Source organism: Streptococcus sp. FDAARGOS_256 (genome assembly GCF_002289235.2).
In the GTDB taxonomy this organism is placed as follows: domain Bacteria; phylum Bacillota; class Bacilli; order Lactobacillales; family Streptococcaceae; genus Streptococcus.
The window spans coordinates 1054818-1071982 of the sequence record NZ_NTGM02000001.1; the positions used below are offsets into that span (position 1 = coordinate 1054818).

A 17165-nucleotide genomic window follows, 5' to 3' on the forward strand; every position below is an offset into this window, starting at 1 on the left:
ACCATGATTAAGATTACTTTCCCAGATGGCGCTGTTCGTGAATTCGAATCTGGCGTGACAACTTTTGAAATTGCCCAATCTATCAGCAATTCCCTAGCTAAAAAAGCTCTTGCTGGTAAATTCAACGGCAAACTCATCGACACTACTCGTGCTATCACTGAAGACGGAAGCATCGAAATCGTGACACCAGATCACGAAGATGCCCTTCCAATCTTGCGTCACTCAGCTGCTCACTTGTTTGCCCAAGCAGCTCGTCGCCTCTTCCCAGACATTCACTTGGGTGTTGGACCAGCTATCGAAGATGGTTTCTACTACGATACCGACAATACTACTGGTCAAATTTCGAACGAAGACCTGCCTCGTATCGAAGAAGAAATGCAAAAAATCGTTAAAGAAAACTTCCCTTCTATTCGTGAGGAAGTTTCGAAAGATGAGGCACGTGAAATCTTCAAAAACGACCCTTACAAGTTGGAATTGATTGAAGAACACTCAGAAGACGAAGGTGGTTTGACCATCTACCGTCAGGGTGAATACGTGGACCTCTGCCGTGGACCTCACGTCCCATCAACAGGTCGGATTCAAATCTTCCACCTGCTCAACGTTGCTGGTGCCTACTGGCGTGGAAATAGCGACAACGCGATGATGCAACGGATTTACGGTACAGCTTGGTTTGACAAGAAAGACTTGAAAAACTACCTTCAAATGCGTGAAGAAGCTAAAGAACGTGACCACCGTAAACTTGGAAAAGAGCTCGACCTCTTCATGATTTCACAAGAAGTTGGTCAAGGACTTCCATTCTGGTTGCCAAACGGTGCGACTATCCGTCGTGAATTGGAACGCTACATTGTCGACAAGGAGCTGGCTTCTGGCTATCAACACGTTTACACTCCACCACTTGCTTCTGTTGAGCTTTACAAGACTTCTGGTCACTGGGATCATTACCAAGAAGACATGTTCCCAACCATGGACATGGGTGACGGGGAAGAATTTGTTCTTCGTCCAATGAACTGTCCACACCACATCCAAGTCTTCAAACACCATGTTCACTCCTACCGTGAATTGCCAATCCGTATCGCTGAAATCGGTATGATGCACCGCTACGAGAAATCTGGTGCCCTCACTGGTCTTCAACGTGTGCGTGAAATGTCACTCAACGACGGTCACCTCTTCGTTACTCCAGAACAAATCCAAGAAGAATTCCAACGTGCCCTTCAGTTGATTATCGATGTTTATGAAGACTTCAACTTGACTGAATACCGCTTCCGTCTCTCTCTTCGTGACCCTCAAGATACTCACAAGTACTTTGACAACGATGAGATGTGGGAAAATGCCCAAACCATGCTTCGTGCAGCCCTTGATGAAATGGGAGTGGACTACTTTGAAGCTGAAGGTGAGGCAGCCTTCTACGGACCAAAATTGGATATCCAAGTTAAGACTGCTCTCGGAAAAGAAGAAACCCTTTCGACTATCCAGCTTGACTTCTTGCTTCCAGAACGCTTCGACCTCAAATATATCGGAGCTGATGGTGAAGAACACCGTCCAGTTATGATCCACCGTGGGGTTATCTCAACTATGGAACGCTTCACAGCTATCTTGATTGAGAACTACAAGGGAGCTTTCCCAACATGGCTTGCCCCACACCAAGTAACTCTCATCCCCGTTTCTAACGAAAAACACGTAGACTACGCATGGGAAGTGGCTAAGAAACTCCGTGACCGTGGTGTCCGTGCAGACGTAGATGAACGCAATGAAAAAATGCAGTTCAAGATTCGTGCTTCACAAACTAGCAAAATTCCTTACCAATTGATCGTTGGGGATAAGGAAATGGAAGACGGAACAGTCAACGTTCGGCGCTACGGCCAAAAAGAAACACAAACTGTCTCAGTTGATGACTTTGTTCAAGCTATCCTTGCTGACATTGCTAACAAATCACGTGTGGAAAAATAAAACGATCACTGTCTGAGAAACATTTTTCAGTAAGAAAAAGCAACAACTGAAATAGTTGTTGCTTTTTTATATTTTATTTAACCTGAGCTAGTCGTGATTGGTCAAACCATCACAAATGGCAGCCTCATCAACAATCCTTTCTATCCACTAACTGTTGGATATAGGATATCCTCCCAAGATTTGCTTCCTCGAGTTAGAAAAGTTCAATATCCTCAATCCTTGTCTGCTTCATTTTCTTTTACGAGATCTTTTTGTGAATCTTTTTCAGAGAGTTTTTGATCGATATACTTGTTAATGTTTTCATAAAATTCCTTGGTCATCTCACTATCTAATTTTATCGAATTATGGACTTGATTGACTTTTAATTGAACAGATTGAATACCGTAAGAGGCTTGTTTTTGGTGGATCCTTTCTAATTCTTCTTCTGAAATCGGATCTCCAACAACCGTCAAGACTAATTCATTGTCCCTTGACTTATAGACTTGATTAATGACCGTGTGATTGGCGAATTCTTTTCCTACAAACTGTTTGATCCCTTCTTTTCGTGCTTGATCCATCGTCAGAGTGACTGCTGAATAGCTGGCTGGAAGAACCAATAATACAATCAAGGATATCAAGCCAATTTTCATTTTAATGTTTAGCTCATTAAATGAACTTAAGGGAGATTTTCTCATCAAAATTCTTGTTCCAATAATGTTGGCTAGCATGATAAAGACACAGTTGATCAAGAAAAGATAGAGAGCCCCAAATAAAAATCGTACATTTCCGTTAGCTAAACCATATCCTGCAGTACAGATAGGTGGCATCAGAGCTGTTGCAATGGCTACTCCTGGCACGATATTGTTTGCTTCTTTTTTCCTTGACCCAATTACACCTGCTATCCCACCAGCAATAGCAATGAGAACATCCCAAATGGTTGGAGAGGTTCGTGCAATCAACTCGCTACTTGCATAAGATAAGGGGGAAATCCAGAAATACAGAGTCGAAACAAGCAAGCTGACCAATACTTGAGTAAATAAAACCTCTAAAGATTGCTTGATTAAACGCGTATCAAAAATAGCTAAACCAAATCCGAGTCCAACAATCGATGTCATAAGAGGGGAAATCAGCATGGCTCCAATAATGACAGCTGTTGAATTCATATTTAAACCTATAGAGGCAATAAAAATCGCACACATCAAAATCACTGTATCTCTTAATCGAACATGAAGATCATCATATAATTTCTCACGATATTCACGTGTTGAATAATTTCCAGTCATTGGTTACTCCTTTTATTTCATATACTCTTGTTTCTGCTTAGATGGTGGCAGAGAGACTTCTTTTCAATTTTACATATTTTAATTCTCACCTGTCATTCTTTTGAAAATAATCCTTTAAATATCCATCAGTCCATCCTTGATATTATATCAAAAATTTTACAACCTTTCTCTGAAGAACTCAATCAATTTAAAAGATAGTGAACGGGAAAAATTCCAGTTACCTTTTTCTTTGTTCTATCCTATTTTCTCACTACATAGAAATCTAAAGAAGAACTTGAAAGATTTCTTCCAAGTTCTTAGCATTTCTTTTTACTCAATAAGTAGGTTCACTTCCGCAAACTTAATTCGCACGGTTGTTCCTTTTCCAACTTCAGATTCAATGCGAATCTGGTGGCCCAGTTCTTCAGAAATTTTCTTAGATAGATAAAGTCCAAGTCCAGATGACTGCTGGGTCAAACGCCCATTGTAGCCTGAAAAGCCACGTTCAAAGACTCGGAGCACATCGCTGTTTTTAATCCCGATTCCCGTATCCTTGATACAGAGCTCCTGACCTTCCATATAAATCTCTAGCCCACCTTCTTTGGTGTATTTGAGACTGTTTGAGAGGATTTGTTCAATGACGACCAACAGCCACTTCTTATCAGTCACGATGATTTTGTCAAGGTCATGGAGATTGAGCGTCAGTCCTTTTTGGATAAAGAAAAGGGCATACTTACGAACCACTTCCTTCACCAGATCCTCCACTTGAACCTTTTCAAATACCAAGTCATCATGGAAGCTTTCCAAACGAAGATACTGCAACACCAGATTGGTATAGGAGTCAATCTTAAAGATTTCCTGTTCCAGCTGCTGCTTGACCTCCCGATCAGAGACTTCTGCTACTAAAAGGCGACTCGCTGCAATGGGCGTCTTGATCTGGTGAACCCATAAGGTGTAGTAATCAAGCAAATCCGTCAGCTTGCTCTGCGCTTCCGACTTCTTTTGATACAATTCAGACTCACGCTCTTCGAGCTTTTCTGCTAGCGCACATTCCAGAGGAGACTTGGGGTCTCTCTCAGCATAGAGTACTTCCTGCCGGTAAACCTGAGCTTCTGCAAATATATCCCAAGCCAAAAATAAAAAGGTCAAAAAACTACTGAGCAGAAAGAAATAAAGAAAATAAGTTCCTAGACTAGCAAATAAAAACTGAAAGAGAAGGACGAGAAAGCCTAATGAAAAAATATAGGTAAAAACGCGACTGCGAGAACGCAGATAGGCTAGAAAAAATGATTTCCAATCAAGCATGTTTCAGTCCGTATCCTATCCCTTTCTTGGTTTCGATAAAGCCTGCTAAACCTTGCTCCTCCAACTTTTTGCGCAGGCGAGCAACATTGACAGACAAGGTATTATCATCGATGAAAAAGTCGCTATTCCAGAGTTCCCGCATCAGGTCATCACGCGCTACGATATTGCCAGCATGTTCAAACAAGACTCGCAAAATTTGAAATTCATTCTTGGTCAAACTCAGAACTTCCCCCTGATAGTGCAGGTCCATAGACTTGGTATTGAGGATCACACCTGCATACTCTAGCAAACTTTCATCCCGCCCAAACTCATAGGAACGGCGCAACAGACCCTGAACTTTGGCAAGGAGAACCTGCTGGTCAAAAGGCTTAGTTACAAAGTCATCCGCTCCCATATTGATTGCCATGACGATATCCATAGCCTGATCTCTCGAAGACAGAAACATGATAGGTACCTTAGAAATTTTACGAATCTCCTGACACCAGTGATAACCATTAAAGAGTGGCAAACCAATATCCATGAGGACCAAATGAGGTTCTGACTGAACAAAAAGGCTCAATACTTCCATAAAATCTTCTACCAAAACGACCTCAAAGCCCCACTCAGAGAGCAGTTTCCCAACTTGTTGTCGAATAACTTGGTCATCTTCTACTAGTAAAATCTTGTGCATGCGCTCCTCCTTTGTTATTACTCAAAGTATCAAAACCCTTCATATCAGATTTACGGATCAGTATCTCATACTGTTTAGCAGCCTATTTCCCAAATCCAAATCAGAAAACAGATGATAAATAGAGAACATTCCCACTGATATCATACCTTATTTTTAATTATAGTTCCAGCCTTATCCTATATTTTCCTTTTTGTGCTCATTTAGTTAGCGTTTCTTTAACTTATTTAATAGATCTAGCCTTCTTATTGACAAGCTAGCCATGATTTGTTAGAATATGAATGAACAAATCAATTTATTCATTCATAAAACAAAGGAGGTCAAATCATATTGGACAAAAAACAAGCTCTAAAAACAGCAGCCTATGAAGTTTTTTCGAAAAAAGGTTACAAGGCAACAGGAATTTCAGAAATTGCTAGGCAAGCTGGTGTTGCAGTTGGTTCTTTTTATAACTATTACGAGAGTAAAGAAGCCATTTTTCTAGACATCTATATAGATGAAAACAACCGTGTTCGCCAAGCTATGATCGAAGAACTGGATTGGGAAATTGACATGATCGACCTCATTGGTCAACTATTTGCTCAGTCCAGAACTCTCGTTTCTTCCAATAAAATCCTTGCAGAATGGTACAATCCTGCCATCGCAGATGAGTTGCACAGCTACTATTCCTCGGAAGTAGGCAAAGTCGCAAATCCATTTCATCAGTTTTTAGTTAAAACTTTTACAAATCGTATGCAGGCTGAAGGGTACTCGCCAGAAAAGATTCAAGATATTTTACAGGTTTATAATCTGTTTTACTATATGGATATGCATATCACGGAAAAAGATTTTCCAGATATTGGCAAAACTGTTGAAATACTTGCAACCAACTTCATTAAAGGAGTTCTAAAATAAAGAATGGATTTCTTTATTTTTTGAAAAGATATGAATGAATTATTTTATAGTTCATTCATAAAATTAAGAACAGGAGTCATAAAAAATGAAAAGAGGTAAAAAAATGTTTATTATCATTCTATCAACACTTGGAGTCTTAGGCCTTATAACTTGGGGTGCCATCGCTTATTTTGGACGAAGCCAGACATTATCGATAAAATCCATCGAAAACCCCAGCGGAGATTTGTATTTAATTCATATCACAAAGCCGAGTCATCAAACCTGGAAAGCGGGGGCTTATGCTAAGTTTACACTCCCTGATACCTCGTCTACTGCTAAAAAATATGAAGCTAAGGGAGAGCAAACCAGTCGATGGTTAACCATTGCCTCCACACCTGATGAAGATGAAATTCTCATTTTGACTCATAATAGTGGTAGCAACTTTAAGAACACCTTGACACATTTACCATCTGGCAGTGAGATTGAGATGAGTTGGCTGGATTCCTCTTTGACTGTTAAAGATACGAATCAGCCACTAGTTTGCTTTGCATCTGATGTTGGTATTTCTGCTCTACGCCCCCTTATCAAAGAATGGTCTGGTAAAGCTCCAATTATTCTCAACCATTTTGACAAAGGAGTTACTATTTTCGATAATGAGATGAAAGAACTGGCTCAAAAAACACCGAATTTTACTTATAAAACTAGCGATGAACTTTCTCAAAGTCAAGCATTTTTAAAACGTGCTATTGATGAATACGGCAATCAAGCCAGCTATCTCATCACAGGTCAGCCTGATGATGTAAATGAGATGAAGAATTTTTTAAAGGAAAATGGGATTGATAGCAAAAACATACAAGTAAGCTCGTTTAGAGGTTTGAAATAGGAGCAATCTATTTTCTATGTATTTCAATCCAACCCTACTAGGTCATTCGAACAAGCCCACTAGCGAATTCTATGTAAATGTGGTAGGATAAACATAGAGAAAGGAGCTTTTATGGCCAATATTTTTGACTACCTGAATGATGTAGCATACGATTCCTTTTATGATCTCCCAGTGAATGAGTTAGATGTTCTTGCCCTTACTGAATTAACCTACCTTGCTTTTGATGATGTAGTTACCCAAGAACCACAGCGTCTCATAGATCTTGCATCTCAAATCCCTAGAGAGATGACTATGCTGACCAATAAGAACCGTCTCCAGTTGTTAGATCAGCTCGCTCAACACAAACGCTTTAAAAATTGCAAGCTCTCAAACTTTATCAATGATATCGATGCTGAATTGCAAAAACAGTTTGCGGCTATGACTTATCGTATCAGTCTCGATACCTATTTGCTTGTCTTTCGCGGAACGGATGATAGTATCATTGGTTGGAAAGAAGATTTCCATATGACCTATATGAAGGAAATCCCAGCTCAAAAACATGCCCTCCAGTATTTAGAGGACTTTTTTGCTCAACATCCTAATCAAAAGGTTACTCTAGCAGGACATTCAAAAGGGGGCAATCTAGCTGTCTATGCTGCCAGTCAACTTGATCCAAACTTGCAGAAAAACATTGTCGCTGTCTATACTTTTGATGCCCCTGGGCTTCACAAGGAACTAACCGAAACACCTGGCTATCAAAACATGATGGAAAGAACGAAAGTATTTATCCCACAAGGGTCTATCATCGGGATGATGCTGGAAATTCCGGATAAAAAAATCGTCGTTCGAAGCACCGCCTTAGGTGGCCTTGCTCAGCACGACACCTTTAGTTGGCAGGTTGAAGACAAACACTTTGTCCAACTGGACGAGACCAATAGTGACAGCCAGCAAGTCGATACAACCTTCAAGGAATGGGTTGAGACGGTCCCTGATACTGAACTGCAGCTCTACTTTGACCTCTTTTTTGGAATCATTCTCGATGCAGGCATCTCCTCTATCAACGATCTTTCTTCCTTCAAGGTTATTGAACACATTCACCATCTCTTTGTCCAAGCTCAATCCCTCACTCCCGAAGAAAGAGAAACCATGGGACGACTAACCCAACTCTTGATTGACACCCGCTACCAAGCTTGGAAAAATCGTTAAAATAAGAAAGTCAATGAATCACCGATTCGTTGGCTTTTTTAGAAAAAAGGGTCAGAAAAGTTAGCCTAAATCACAAACCTTGACTACAGATTCATTTTTTGTTAAAATGTAACAAATCTTATTACATCCAATATAAGATAAATCCATGAAAGGACTTCTACTATGAAATCATTAAAAGGTATTTTATTTATCGGACTTAGTATGCTTCTGACGATCCTAGCTTGGCTCAGTTCAGGTGCCAGTCAGTTTCTAATCCCTGGTTTAGCTCTCACTACGCTCTCACTTACTTTTATACTAGCTAGCCGTTTACCCTTACTTGAAACTTGGTTTAACGGACTTGAAAAGATGTATCTAGCTCATAAATTCACCGCTTTTCTATCCATTCTCCTACTAACCCTACACAACTTTAGCATGGGCGGTCTCTGGGGTTCGCATTTGGCCGCACAGTTTGGAAATATCGCTATCTATATCTTTATCAGCATTGTTCTGGTTGCCTATCTGGGACAATATATCCAGTATGAAGCATGGAGATGGATTCATCGATTGGTTTATCTAGCCTATATCTTTGGCCTTTTTCATGTTTTGATGATCATGGGAAATCGTCTCCTCTCCTTTAGTTTCCTAGGTCTTATCTTTGGAATCTATGCTATTTTAGGCTTGCTTGCAGGATTTTATATTATTTTCCTTTATCAAAAGATCGGTTTCACCTATCTTGGAAAAATCGTAGGAATCAAACGCCTCAACCACGACACGACTGAAATTGAAATAGAGCTCAGTCATCCTTTCACCTACGAATATGGACAATTTGCCTTTCTAAAAATTTTCCAAAAAGGTTTTGAGACTGCTCCACACCCTTTCTCCATCTCTGGGGGACAAGGACGAACTCTTTATTTTACGATAAAAAACTCTGGTGACCACACCAAAAATATCTATGATAATCTTCAAGTTGGTAGCAAGGTTGCAGTTGATCGCGCCTATGGGCATATGACTATGGAACATGGTCCAAAGCAGCAAATCTGGATTGCAGGTGGAATTGGAATGACACCTTTCATCTCTTATATCCGAGAACACCCTATCCTAGACAGGAACGTCCGCTTCTACTATAGTTTCCGTGGAGAGGAAAATGCTGTCTACCTAGATCTACTTCGTGACTACGCCCGTCAAAATGCTAACTTTGACCTGCAGCTGATCGATAGCAATGAAAAAGGATACCTGACTTTGGATCAAGAAGAAATCCCTGACCAGACTACTGTTTATATGTGTGGACCGCTTCCTATGATGAAGGCCCTTGCCAAGCAAATCAAGAAAAAGAATCCCAAAACAAAACTCATTTACGAAGGTTTCAAGTTTAAATAAGATCATTGTCCCTCTAACACAAAAGAGGGACTTTCTTTTCACTTTATTTCTCTCTTCTATGCTATACTTAGTTTAATACATTCTTTGAGATTGGAGCCAGTATGAAAATCCATAAAACCGTGAATCCCGTTGCTTATGAAAACACTTATTATCTGGAAGGAGACCAACACCTGATTGTGGTTGACCCAGGTAGCCATTGGGAAGCTATCCGCATGACTATCGAAAAAATCAACAAACCAGTCTGCGCGATTCTCCTGACCCACACCCACTACGACCATATTATGAGTCTGGACTTGGTTCGTGATACTTTTGGAAATCCTCCAGTTTATGTAGCAGAGAGTGAAGCATCTTGGCTTTATACACCTATAGATAATCTCTCTGGTCTCCCTCGTCATGATGATCTGGCAGATGTGGTCGCAAAACCTGCAGAGCACACCTTTGTCTTTCATGAGGAATACCAGCTTGAGGAATTTCGTTTTACAGTTCTACCAACCCCAGGGCACTCTATCGGCGGTGTTTCTATCGTCTTTCCTGATGCCCATCTAGTCTTGACGGGAGATGCCCTATTCCGAGAAACCATCGGACGAACAGACCTTCCTACAGGTAGCACGGAACAACTCCTCCATAGCATTCAGACGCAACTCTTCACTCTTCCTAACTACGATGTCTATCCTGGTCATGGTCCAGCTACGACTATCGCTCACGAAAAGACCTTTAATCCTTTTTTCTAGCAAGCAAAAAACCAAGGAAGAAAATCCTTGGTTTTTGTCTTACCAAATAATCACACGATCCTCTGGTGAACGCCACATACCGTCGCCTTCTTTGACATCATAAGTTGTAAAGAAGTCATCGAAGTTTGGTACTTGGACATTGACACGGAGTTTAGCAGGCGCGTGCACATCGACACTGGCCATGAGTTTCATCAACTCCGGACGGCCTTTCATACGCCAGATACGAGCAAAGTTGTGGAAGAATTCTTCAGCAGAGAAGTCTGGCTCTCTCTTAGCAGCTTCAAGGGCTGCAGCAATTCCTCCAAGGTCAGCAACGTTTTCTGAAACTGTCAACTTACCATTTATAGTGGCACCATAAGATTCTTGACCATCAAACTGGTCGATAACTTTCTGAGTTTTTTCCTTAAAGGCAGTATAGTCACTCTCTGTCCACCAATCCTTGAGGCTACCATTTTCATCAAAGGAAGCTCCATTTGTATCAAAGGCATGAGAAATTTCGTGAGCGATAACTGCTCCGATACCACCATAGTTGGCTGAAGATGACTGATGCAAGTCATAGAATGGAGCCTGTAAAATGGCAGCTGGGAAAACAATCAAGTTCTTCTGAGGATTGTAGTAGGCATTAACCATGTGTGCTGGCATGCCCCACTCCTTGTAGTCAACTGGCTGGTTCCACTTGCTCCAGCTGTGCTTGATTTCCACACGCGCAAAGGCTAGGGCATTCTCAAAGAGACTGGCAGTTTCGTCCACTACCTTGTCCTTGTAGCGGGCTGGCAATTCCTCTGGATAACCGATATAAGGCTTGATGACATTGAGTTTGACAATAGCCTTATCACGCGTTTCAGGAGTGAGCCAGTCATTCTTAGCCAAACGTTCCTTATAAACATCAATCATAGTCGCCACTTTTTTCTCTACGTCTGCCTTAGCTTCTGGGGAGAATTTTTCATGCGCATACCAGAGACCAAGGGCTTGCTTAAAGGGACCTTGGGCCAAGTGATAGGCTGCCTTGACCTTGTCCTGAGCTTCTGGAACACCTGAAAGGGCACGTCCATAGGCACCTGATAGGACACGAATCTCGTCTGTGAGATAGCTGGTTGAAAGATTGACCACAGCCAAAATCAAGGTTGCCTTAAGCAAAGGCCACGCTTCTTCACTATAAAATTGGTCTGCTGCTTGCCAGAAACGTTCCTCATCTACGATAACCTTATCTGGAGTTTGTCCAAGAACTGCTTGGAAGAAATCATCCAAAGGTAGGGCAGGGGCAAATTTCTTGAAATCTTCATAAGCGTATGGATGGTAGAGTTTGGCATATTCTGAACTTTCTTCGTTTGAAAGAACCACTGCTGCGATACGACGGTCCAATTCCAATCTCTTCTCTAGTAAGTCTTCGATTTCCTCATCTGAAAAATCATAGGCTTTGAGAAGATTTGCGCTACTTTCCTTCCAAAGCGTCAAGAGCTCCTCACGTTGAGGATGGTCTTCAGCATAGTAGGTTGTATCTGGCAAGATAGTTCCTGGTGCACTTGCCCAGAGAACATTGGTTCTGGCATCCATAAAGTCTGGTGATACTCCAAATGGAAGGAAGTTTGGTTTACCTGCTAGTTCAAACTCTGCCAGTTTGCTGGTAAAATCTGCAAAGCTCTCCAAATCTTGGTATTCCTTGAGCAGAGGAAGGACAGGCTTGATTCCATCTGCATCCCTCTTATCAAAATCACGTACCATACGATGGTACTTAACAAAATTTGCGAGGATAGCGTCCTCTGGAACATCTTCGCCTTCCAACCACTTGTCCGTAGTTGCCAGCATTAACTCTTCAATTTCCTCATCAAGGTCAATAAAGCCACCTGTTCGAGATTTATCAGCTGGAATAACAGCTGTTTTTTCCCATTCTCCATTGATTGCATCATAAAAATCGTCTTGATAACGTGTCATCTTGTTCTCGCTTTCATTTTTTCACTTATTCTTAGCTTAGCAAAAAACACTTGGGAATGCAATTAAAAATGGTCTCTCTTTTTTCTTCATTTTTCAGTTATTATTTTAAATTTTTTAAAAATTAACTTGACTTAATTTTTTTTTTAATGTATATTAAAAGACAGGAGGAAAATAACTGTATGATACGTATCGAAAACCTCAGTGTCTCCTACAAAGAAACGTTGGCACTAAAGGATATTTCACTAGTGCTCCACGGACCAACTATTACCGGAATTATTGGTCCAAACGGTGCTGGAAAATCAACTTTATTAAAAAGTATGTTGGGAATTATCCCACACGAAGGTCAGGCCTTTCTCGATGACAAAGAAGTCAAGAAATCTTTACATCGAGTTGCCTATGTCGAGCAAAAAATCCATATCGACTACAATTTCCCTATCAAGGTCAAGGAATGTGTCTCACTGGGACTCTATCCATCTATCCCGCTCTTCCACACTTTAAAGGCCAGCCACTGGAAAAAAGTGGCGGATGCACTTGAAATCGTTGGACTCTCAGACTATGCTGATCGCCAAATCAGTCAGCTCTCTGGAGGACAATTCCAACGTGTTTTGATTGCCCGCTGCTTAGTGCAGGAAGCTGACTACATCTTTTTAGATGAGCCTTTTGTCGGGATTGACTCGATCAGTGAAGAGATTATCATGAATACACTGAGAGACCTTAAAAAAGCTGGTAAAACAGTTCTCATCGTCCATCATGACCTCAGCAAAGTCCCTCATTATTTCGACCAAGTTATGCTTCTCAATCGAGAATTGGTTGCTATTGGTTCAACTGAAGAAACCTTTACCGAAGTCAATCTCAAAAAAGCTTATGGTAGTAAGCTCTTCTTTAATGGAGGTGACCTATGATAGTAGAATTTATCGATGGATTGCAACATTTCCATTTCCTACAAAATGCCCTGATAACAGCTATAGTCATCGGGGTGGTTGCTGGAGCCGTGGGATGTTTTATCATCTTACGTGGAATGTCTCTCATGGGGGATGCCATCTCTCACGCAGTTTTGCCCGGCGTAGCCCTTTCCTTTATCCTGGGAATTGATTTCTTTATTGGAGCGATCATCTTTGGCTTGATGGCTTCCATCATCATTACCTACATCAAGGGTAACTCTATCATCAAGAGTGACACTGCCATTGGTATTACCTTTTCATCTTTCTTAGCCTTAGGTGTCATCTTGATTAGTGTTGCCAAGAGTTCGACAGACCTCTTCCATATCCTTTTTGGGAATATCCTCGCTGTCCAAGATACGGACATGTGGATCACCATTGGTGTGGGGGCATTGATTCTCTTGATTATCGGGATTTTCTTTAAACAACTATTGATTACATCCTTTGACGAGCTTTTGGCTAAAGCCATGGGAATGCCTGTTAATTTCTATCACTATCTACTCATGGTGCTCTTGACCCTTGTGTCAGTCACTGCCATGCAAAGTGTTGGAACGATTCTTATCGTGGCCATGTTGATCACCCCAGCTGCGACGGCTTACCTTTATGCGAATAGCCTAAAGAGCATGATTTTTCTTTCATCAACCCTAGGGGCAACCGCTTCTGTTTTGGGACTCTTTATCGGCTATAGCTTCAACCTCGCAGCAGGATCCAGCATCGTGCTCACATCTGCCAGCTTCTTCTTAATCAGTTTCTTTATCTCTCCAAAGCAACGATACTTGAAACTAAAAAATAAAAAAATCAATAAATAAGGGGAAACCCTTCTGGAGGAATCTAATGAAAAAATTAGGTACATTGCTCGTTCTTTTTCTTTCTATCATTGGATTAGCTGCCTGTGCTAGTGGGAAAAAAGATACAGCATCTACAAACCAAAAACTAAAGGTTGTAGCGACTAACTCTATCATTGCTGATATTACTAAAAATATCGCTGGTGACAAGATTGATCTTCATAGTATCGTTCCTGTTGGTCAAGACCCACACGAGTACGAACCACTTCCTGAAGACGTAAAGAAAACTTCTGAGGCTGACCTCATTTTCTATAACGGTATCAACCTTGAAACAGGTGGCAATGCTTGGTTTACCAAATTGGTCGAAAATGCCAAGAAAACTGAAAACAAAGACTACTATGCAGTTAGTGACGGTGTAGACATCATCTACCTTGAGGGTCAAAACGAGAAAGGCAAAGAAGACCCACACGCTTGGCTCAACCTTGAAAATGGAATTATCTTTGCTAAAAATATCGCTAAACAGTTGATTGCAAAAGACCCTAGCAACAAGGAATTCTACGAAAAAAATCTCAAAGACTATACTGAAAAGCTAGACAAACTGGACAAGGAAGCCAAAGAGAAATTTAACAATATCCCTGCTGAGAAAAAACTCATTGTAACCAGCGAAGGATGCTTCAAATACTTCTCTAAAGCTTACGGAGTTCCAAGTGCCTACATCTGGGAAATCAACACAGAAGAAGAAGGAACACCGGAACAAATCAAGACCTTGGTTGAAAAGCTTCGCCAAACAAAAGTTCCATCCCTCTTTGTTGAATCAAGTGTCGATGACCGTCCAATGAAGACTGTTTCACAAGACACAAATATTCCAATTTACGCACAAATCTTTACTGACTCAATCGCTGAAGAAGGTAAAGAAGGTGACAGCTACTACAACATGATGAAATACAACCTTGACAAGATTGCTGAAGGTTTGTCAAAATAATCCATTAAAAACGTCATTCTCACCGAATTGGCGTTTTTTCAATTTCCGGTCAAATCATTGGAAAAATCTGACAATTCTCGGTAAAATAAAAGAAAAAAGAATGGAGTAGTTTCATGACCACTTTTCTCGGAAATCCTGTAACTTTTACAGGTAAACAACTGCAAGTCGGAGACAAGGCACTTGACTTTTCTCTTACGACAACCGATCTCTCTAAAAAAACGCTAGCTGACTTTGATGGAAAGAAAAAAGTCTTGAGTGTTGTCCCTTCTATCGATACTGGTATCTGCTCAACGCAAACACGTCGCTTCAACCAGGAACTTGCTAGCCTTGATAATACCGTCGTTCTTACCGTTTCTATGGACCTACCATTTGCCCAAGGACGCTGGTGTGGGGCTGAAGGCCTTGACAATGCCATCATGCTTTCAGACTACTTTGACCATTCTTTCGGACGTGATTATGCCCTCTTGATCAACGAATGGCATCTCCTTGCACGTGCCGTCTTTGTTCTCGATACTGATAATGTCATCCGTTACGTAGAATACGTTGATAACATCAACACGGAACCAGACTTTGAAGCTGCTATTGCTGCAGTGAAAGAACTGGACTAAAATCAAAGCCATTAGGGCAGAAGGCTAGAGAAATCTAGCTTTTTTTGGTATACTAGATGGAGAGAAAAGACAAGAGGAAACGAATGACGCCAAATAAAGAAGACTACCTAAAATGTATTTATGAAATCGGTACGGAGATGCAGAAAATTACCAATAAAGAAATTGCTGCCCGTATGCAAGTCTCTCCACCTGCCGTAACAGAGATGATCAAACGCATGAAAAGTGAGAATCTCATCCTCAAGGACAAGGAGAATGGCTATCTATTGACAGATATCGGGCTCAAACTAGTTTCCGAACTCTATCGTAAACACCGTTTGATTGAAGTCTTTCTAGTTCACCATCTCGACTATACCAGTGACCAGATCCACGAGGAAGCTGAGGTCCTAGAGCACACTGTATCTGACCTCTTCGTAGAGAGACTGGATAAACTCCTGGGCTTCCCTAAAACCTGTCCCCACGGAGGAACCATCCCAGCCAAGGGAGAGCTCTTGGTTGAAATCAACAACTTACCACTGGCAGGTACCAAGGAAGCTGGAACCTATCTCCTGACTCGAGTTCACGATAGCTTTGACTTACTTAAATACTTAGAAAAGCATGAGATTCATATCGGTAACCAAGTCAAAGTCAAGCAGTTTGATAATTTTTCCAATACCTTTACACTGGTCAACAAAGGTGAAGACCTCCAAGTTAGTATGGATATCGCCAAACAACTCTATGTCGAAAAAATCAACTAAGCCCTTATCCTTGAAAGAAATTCCTTTCAGGGATTTTTTATTATTTTAGTTGTAAGTTCCATTCGTTTGATGTAGAATGAAGCTAGATAAAAGAGGGAGGTCTTCCTATGAAAAAGCTCTTTAGAATCCATTTTGCAGCCATTGTAGTCAGCGATTTGCTACTGTTGGTAACTTTCAGACCCCGATACGAACTTTCTTTGGAGAGAGGCCTGATTTTTTGCTTCATTTTCATCCTTGCTCAAGGACTACTGCTATTTCGCTTGGTCAATCGACTCAAAAAACAGTTCTCTGAGATTTATCCTCAGATGAACAAAAAAATTCGCTTCTACTATTTAGGAGTGCTCATCAGCGATTTTCTATTATTTGTCTTTTTAGCCATCACTGACCCTCAATATTTCTACTCTCTTACTCCAGTCTTTACTTCCTGTCATTCTACTTTATATTATATGACGGCTAGCCACCTAAGAGAAAACTATCCCGACTTTTACAACAAACACATCGCCTTCTGGGAGTGTCTATAAACAAAAACCAAGCCAACTGGGCTTGGTTTTCTTATCTATTTTTAGTATCAAGAATGATGGTAACTGGCCCATCATTTACCAGCTCCACCTGCATATCCGCTCCAAAGATGCCTGTCTGAACAGGTACTTCCTGAGCTAGCTTTTGATTGAAAAACTCATAGAAGGCAGTTGCTATATCCGGCTTGGCTGCACCTGTAAAGGCGGGACGATTGCCTTTCTTGGTATCCGCAAAGAGGGTAAACTGGGAAATAGAAAGGATTTCCCCTTCAATATCCTTGACAGACAGATTCATCTTGCCTTCTGCGTCTGAAAAAATCCGCATGTTGACGAGCTTTCTCACAGCATAGTCCAAATCTTCCTCTTGGTCCTCTGGACCAACACCGACCAGCAATAAGAGTCCCTGATTGATCTTTCCATGAACCTGACCTTCGATACTGACTTGAGCTTTTTTAACCCGTTGGATAATGATTTTCATAA

17 protein-coding genes are annotated in these 17165 nt (G+C 41.1%); 12 read left to right on the top strand and 5 right to left on the bottom strand.

Features of this window, described 5'->3' with window-relative positions:
* Positions 1-3: 3 nt before the first annotated feature.
* Positions 4-1947 carry a threonine--tRNA ligase gene (gene thrS / locus A6J84_RS05400; RefSeq protein ID WP_042902763.1) on the top strand — a complete coding sequence of 648 codons (1944 nt, stop codon included), beginning with the start codon at positions 4-6 and terminating at the stop codon, positions 1945-1947.
* 212 nt (positions 1948-2159) lie between these two features.
* Here the strand turns inward: thrS and A6J84_RS05405 are convergent, their stop codons facing one another.
* The 3 genes from A6J84_RS05405 to A6J84_RS05415 all read right to left on the bottom strand — a co-directional run bounded on the left by A6J84_RS05405 (position 2160) and on the right by A6J84_RS05415 (position 5163).
* On the bottom strand, positions 2160-3209 hold the full coding sequence (locus tag A6J84_RS05405) for a DUF389 domain-containing protein (protein WP_095726205.1): 1050 nt from the start codon (positions 3207-3209) through the stop codon (positions 2160-2162).
* A gap of 309 nt (positions 3210-3518) precedes the next feature.
* Positions 3519-4493, bottom strand: a complete 975-nt coding sequence (locus A6J84_RS05410; protein WP_095726206.1) for a sensor histidine kinase — start codon at positions 4491-4493, stop codon at positions 3519-3521.
* A complete protein-coding gene (locus A6J84_RS05415; protein ID WP_000548981.1) occupies positions 4486-5163 on the bottom strand; it encodes a response regulator transcription factor in 678 nt (225 codons plus the stop codon). Before A6J84_RS05415 ends, A6J84_RS05410 begins: the two co-directional genes overlap by 8 nt.
* A gap of 327 nt (positions 5164-5490) precedes the next feature.
* On the opposite strand from A6J84_RS05415, the gene A6J84_RS05420 reads away from it, so the two are divergent.
* The 5 genes from A6J84_RS05420 to A6J84_RS05440 all read left to right on the top strand — a co-directional run bounded on the left by A6J84_RS05420 (position 5491) and on the right by A6J84_RS05440 (position 10188).
* Positions 5491-6054 carry a TetR/AcrR family transcriptional regulator gene (locus tag A6J84_RS05420; RefSeq protein WP_185761457.1) on the top strand — a complete coding sequence of 188 codons (564 nt, stop codon included), beginning with the start codon at positions 5491-5493 and terminating at the stop codon, positions 6052-6054.
* Between the two features lie 85 nt (positions 6055-6139).
* Positions 6140-6916, top strand: coding sequence for a hypothetical protein (locus A6J84_RS05425; RefSeq protein WP_000820265.1), 777 nt, complete (start codon positions 6140-6142; stop codon positions 6914-6916).
* Positions 6917-7027: 111 nt separating this feature from the next.
* Positions 7028-8101, top strand: coding sequence for a DUF2974 domain-containing protein (locus A6J84_RS05430; protein ID WP_095726207.1), 1074 nt, complete (start codon positions 7028-7030; stop codon positions 8099-8101).
* 162 nt (positions 8102-8263) lie between these two features.
* Positions 8264-9457, top strand: coding sequence for a ferric reductase-like transmembrane domain-containing protein (locus tag A6J84_RS05435; protein WP_095726208.1), 1194 nt, complete (start codon positions 8264-8266; stop codon positions 9455-9457).
* A 101-nt stretch (positions 9458-9558) separates the two neighbouring features.
* Complete coding sequence (locus A6J84_RS05440; RefSeq protein WP_084944370.1) at positions 9559-10188, top strand: MBL fold metallo-hydrolase; 630 nt, start codon at positions 9559-9561, stop codon at positions 10186-10188.
* A gap of 39 nt (positions 10189-10227) precedes the next feature.
* Here A6J84_RS05440 and A6J84_RS05445 read toward each other — a convergent pair whose 3' ends face one another.
* Entirely contained in the window at positions 10228-12120 is a 1893-nt protein-coding gene (locus tag A6J84_RS05445; protein ID WP_049519283.1) for a M13 family metallopeptidase, read from the bottom strand.
* A 179-nt stretch (positions 12121-12299) separates the two neighbouring features.
* Here A6J84_RS05445 and A6J84_RS05450 point away from each other — a divergent pair, with 179 nt between their 5' ends.
* The 6 genes from A6J84_RS05450 to A6J84_RS10225 all read left to right on the top strand — a co-directional run bounded on the left by A6J84_RS05450 (position 12300) and on the right by A6J84_RS10225 (position 16688).
* Positions 12300-13022 (top strand): metal ABC transporter ATP-binding protein, encoded by a 723-nt coding sequence (locus A6J84_RS05450; RefSeq protein WP_000619158.1) that lies wholly within the window; start codon positions 12300-12302, stop codon positions 13020-13022.
* Positions 13019-13867, top strand: coding sequence for a metal ABC transporter permease (locus A6J84_RS05455; RefSeq protein ID WP_000634601.1), 849 nt, complete (start codon positions 13019-13021; stop codon positions 13865-13867). Before A6J84_RS05450 ends, A6J84_RS05455 begins: the two co-directional genes overlap by 4 nt.
* 25 nt (positions 13868-13892) lie before the next feature.
* Positions 13893-14825 carry a metal ABC transporter substrate-binding protein gene (locus A6J84_RS05460; RefSeq protein WP_049489570.1) on the top strand — a complete coding sequence of 311 codons (933 nt, stop codon included), beginning with the start codon at positions 13893-13895 and terminating at the stop codon, positions 14823-14825.
* A gap of 113 nt (positions 14826-14938) precedes the next feature.
* Positions 14939-15433: a thiol peroxidase gene (gene tpx, locus A6J84_RS05465; RefSeq protein ID WP_049489569.1), complete on the top strand. Its 495-nt coding sequence runs from the start codon at positions 14939-14941 to the stop codon at positions 15431-15433.
* A gap of 83 nt (positions 15434-15516) precedes the next feature.
* Positions 15517-16167: a metal-dependent transcriptional regulator gene (locus A6J84_RS05470; protein ID WP_000188541.1), complete on the top strand. Its 651-nt coding sequence runs from the start codon at positions 15517-15519 to the stop codon at positions 16165-16167.
* 107 nt (positions 16168-16274) lie between these two features.
* Entirely contained in the window at positions 16275-16688 is a 414-nt protein-coding gene (locus A6J84_RS10225; protein WP_000732787.1) for a hypothetical protein, read from the top strand.
* Between the two features lie 31 nt (positions 16689-16719).
* Here A6J84_RS10225 and dtd read toward each other — a convergent pair whose 3' ends face one another.
* Positions 16720-17163, bottom strand: a complete 444-nt coding sequence (gene dtd, locus A6J84_RS05480) for a D-aminoacyl-tRNA deacylase (RefSeq protein WP_000691413.1) — start codon at positions 17161-17163, stop codon at positions 16720-16722.
* Between the last annotated feature and the right edge of the window lie 2 nt (positions 17164-17165).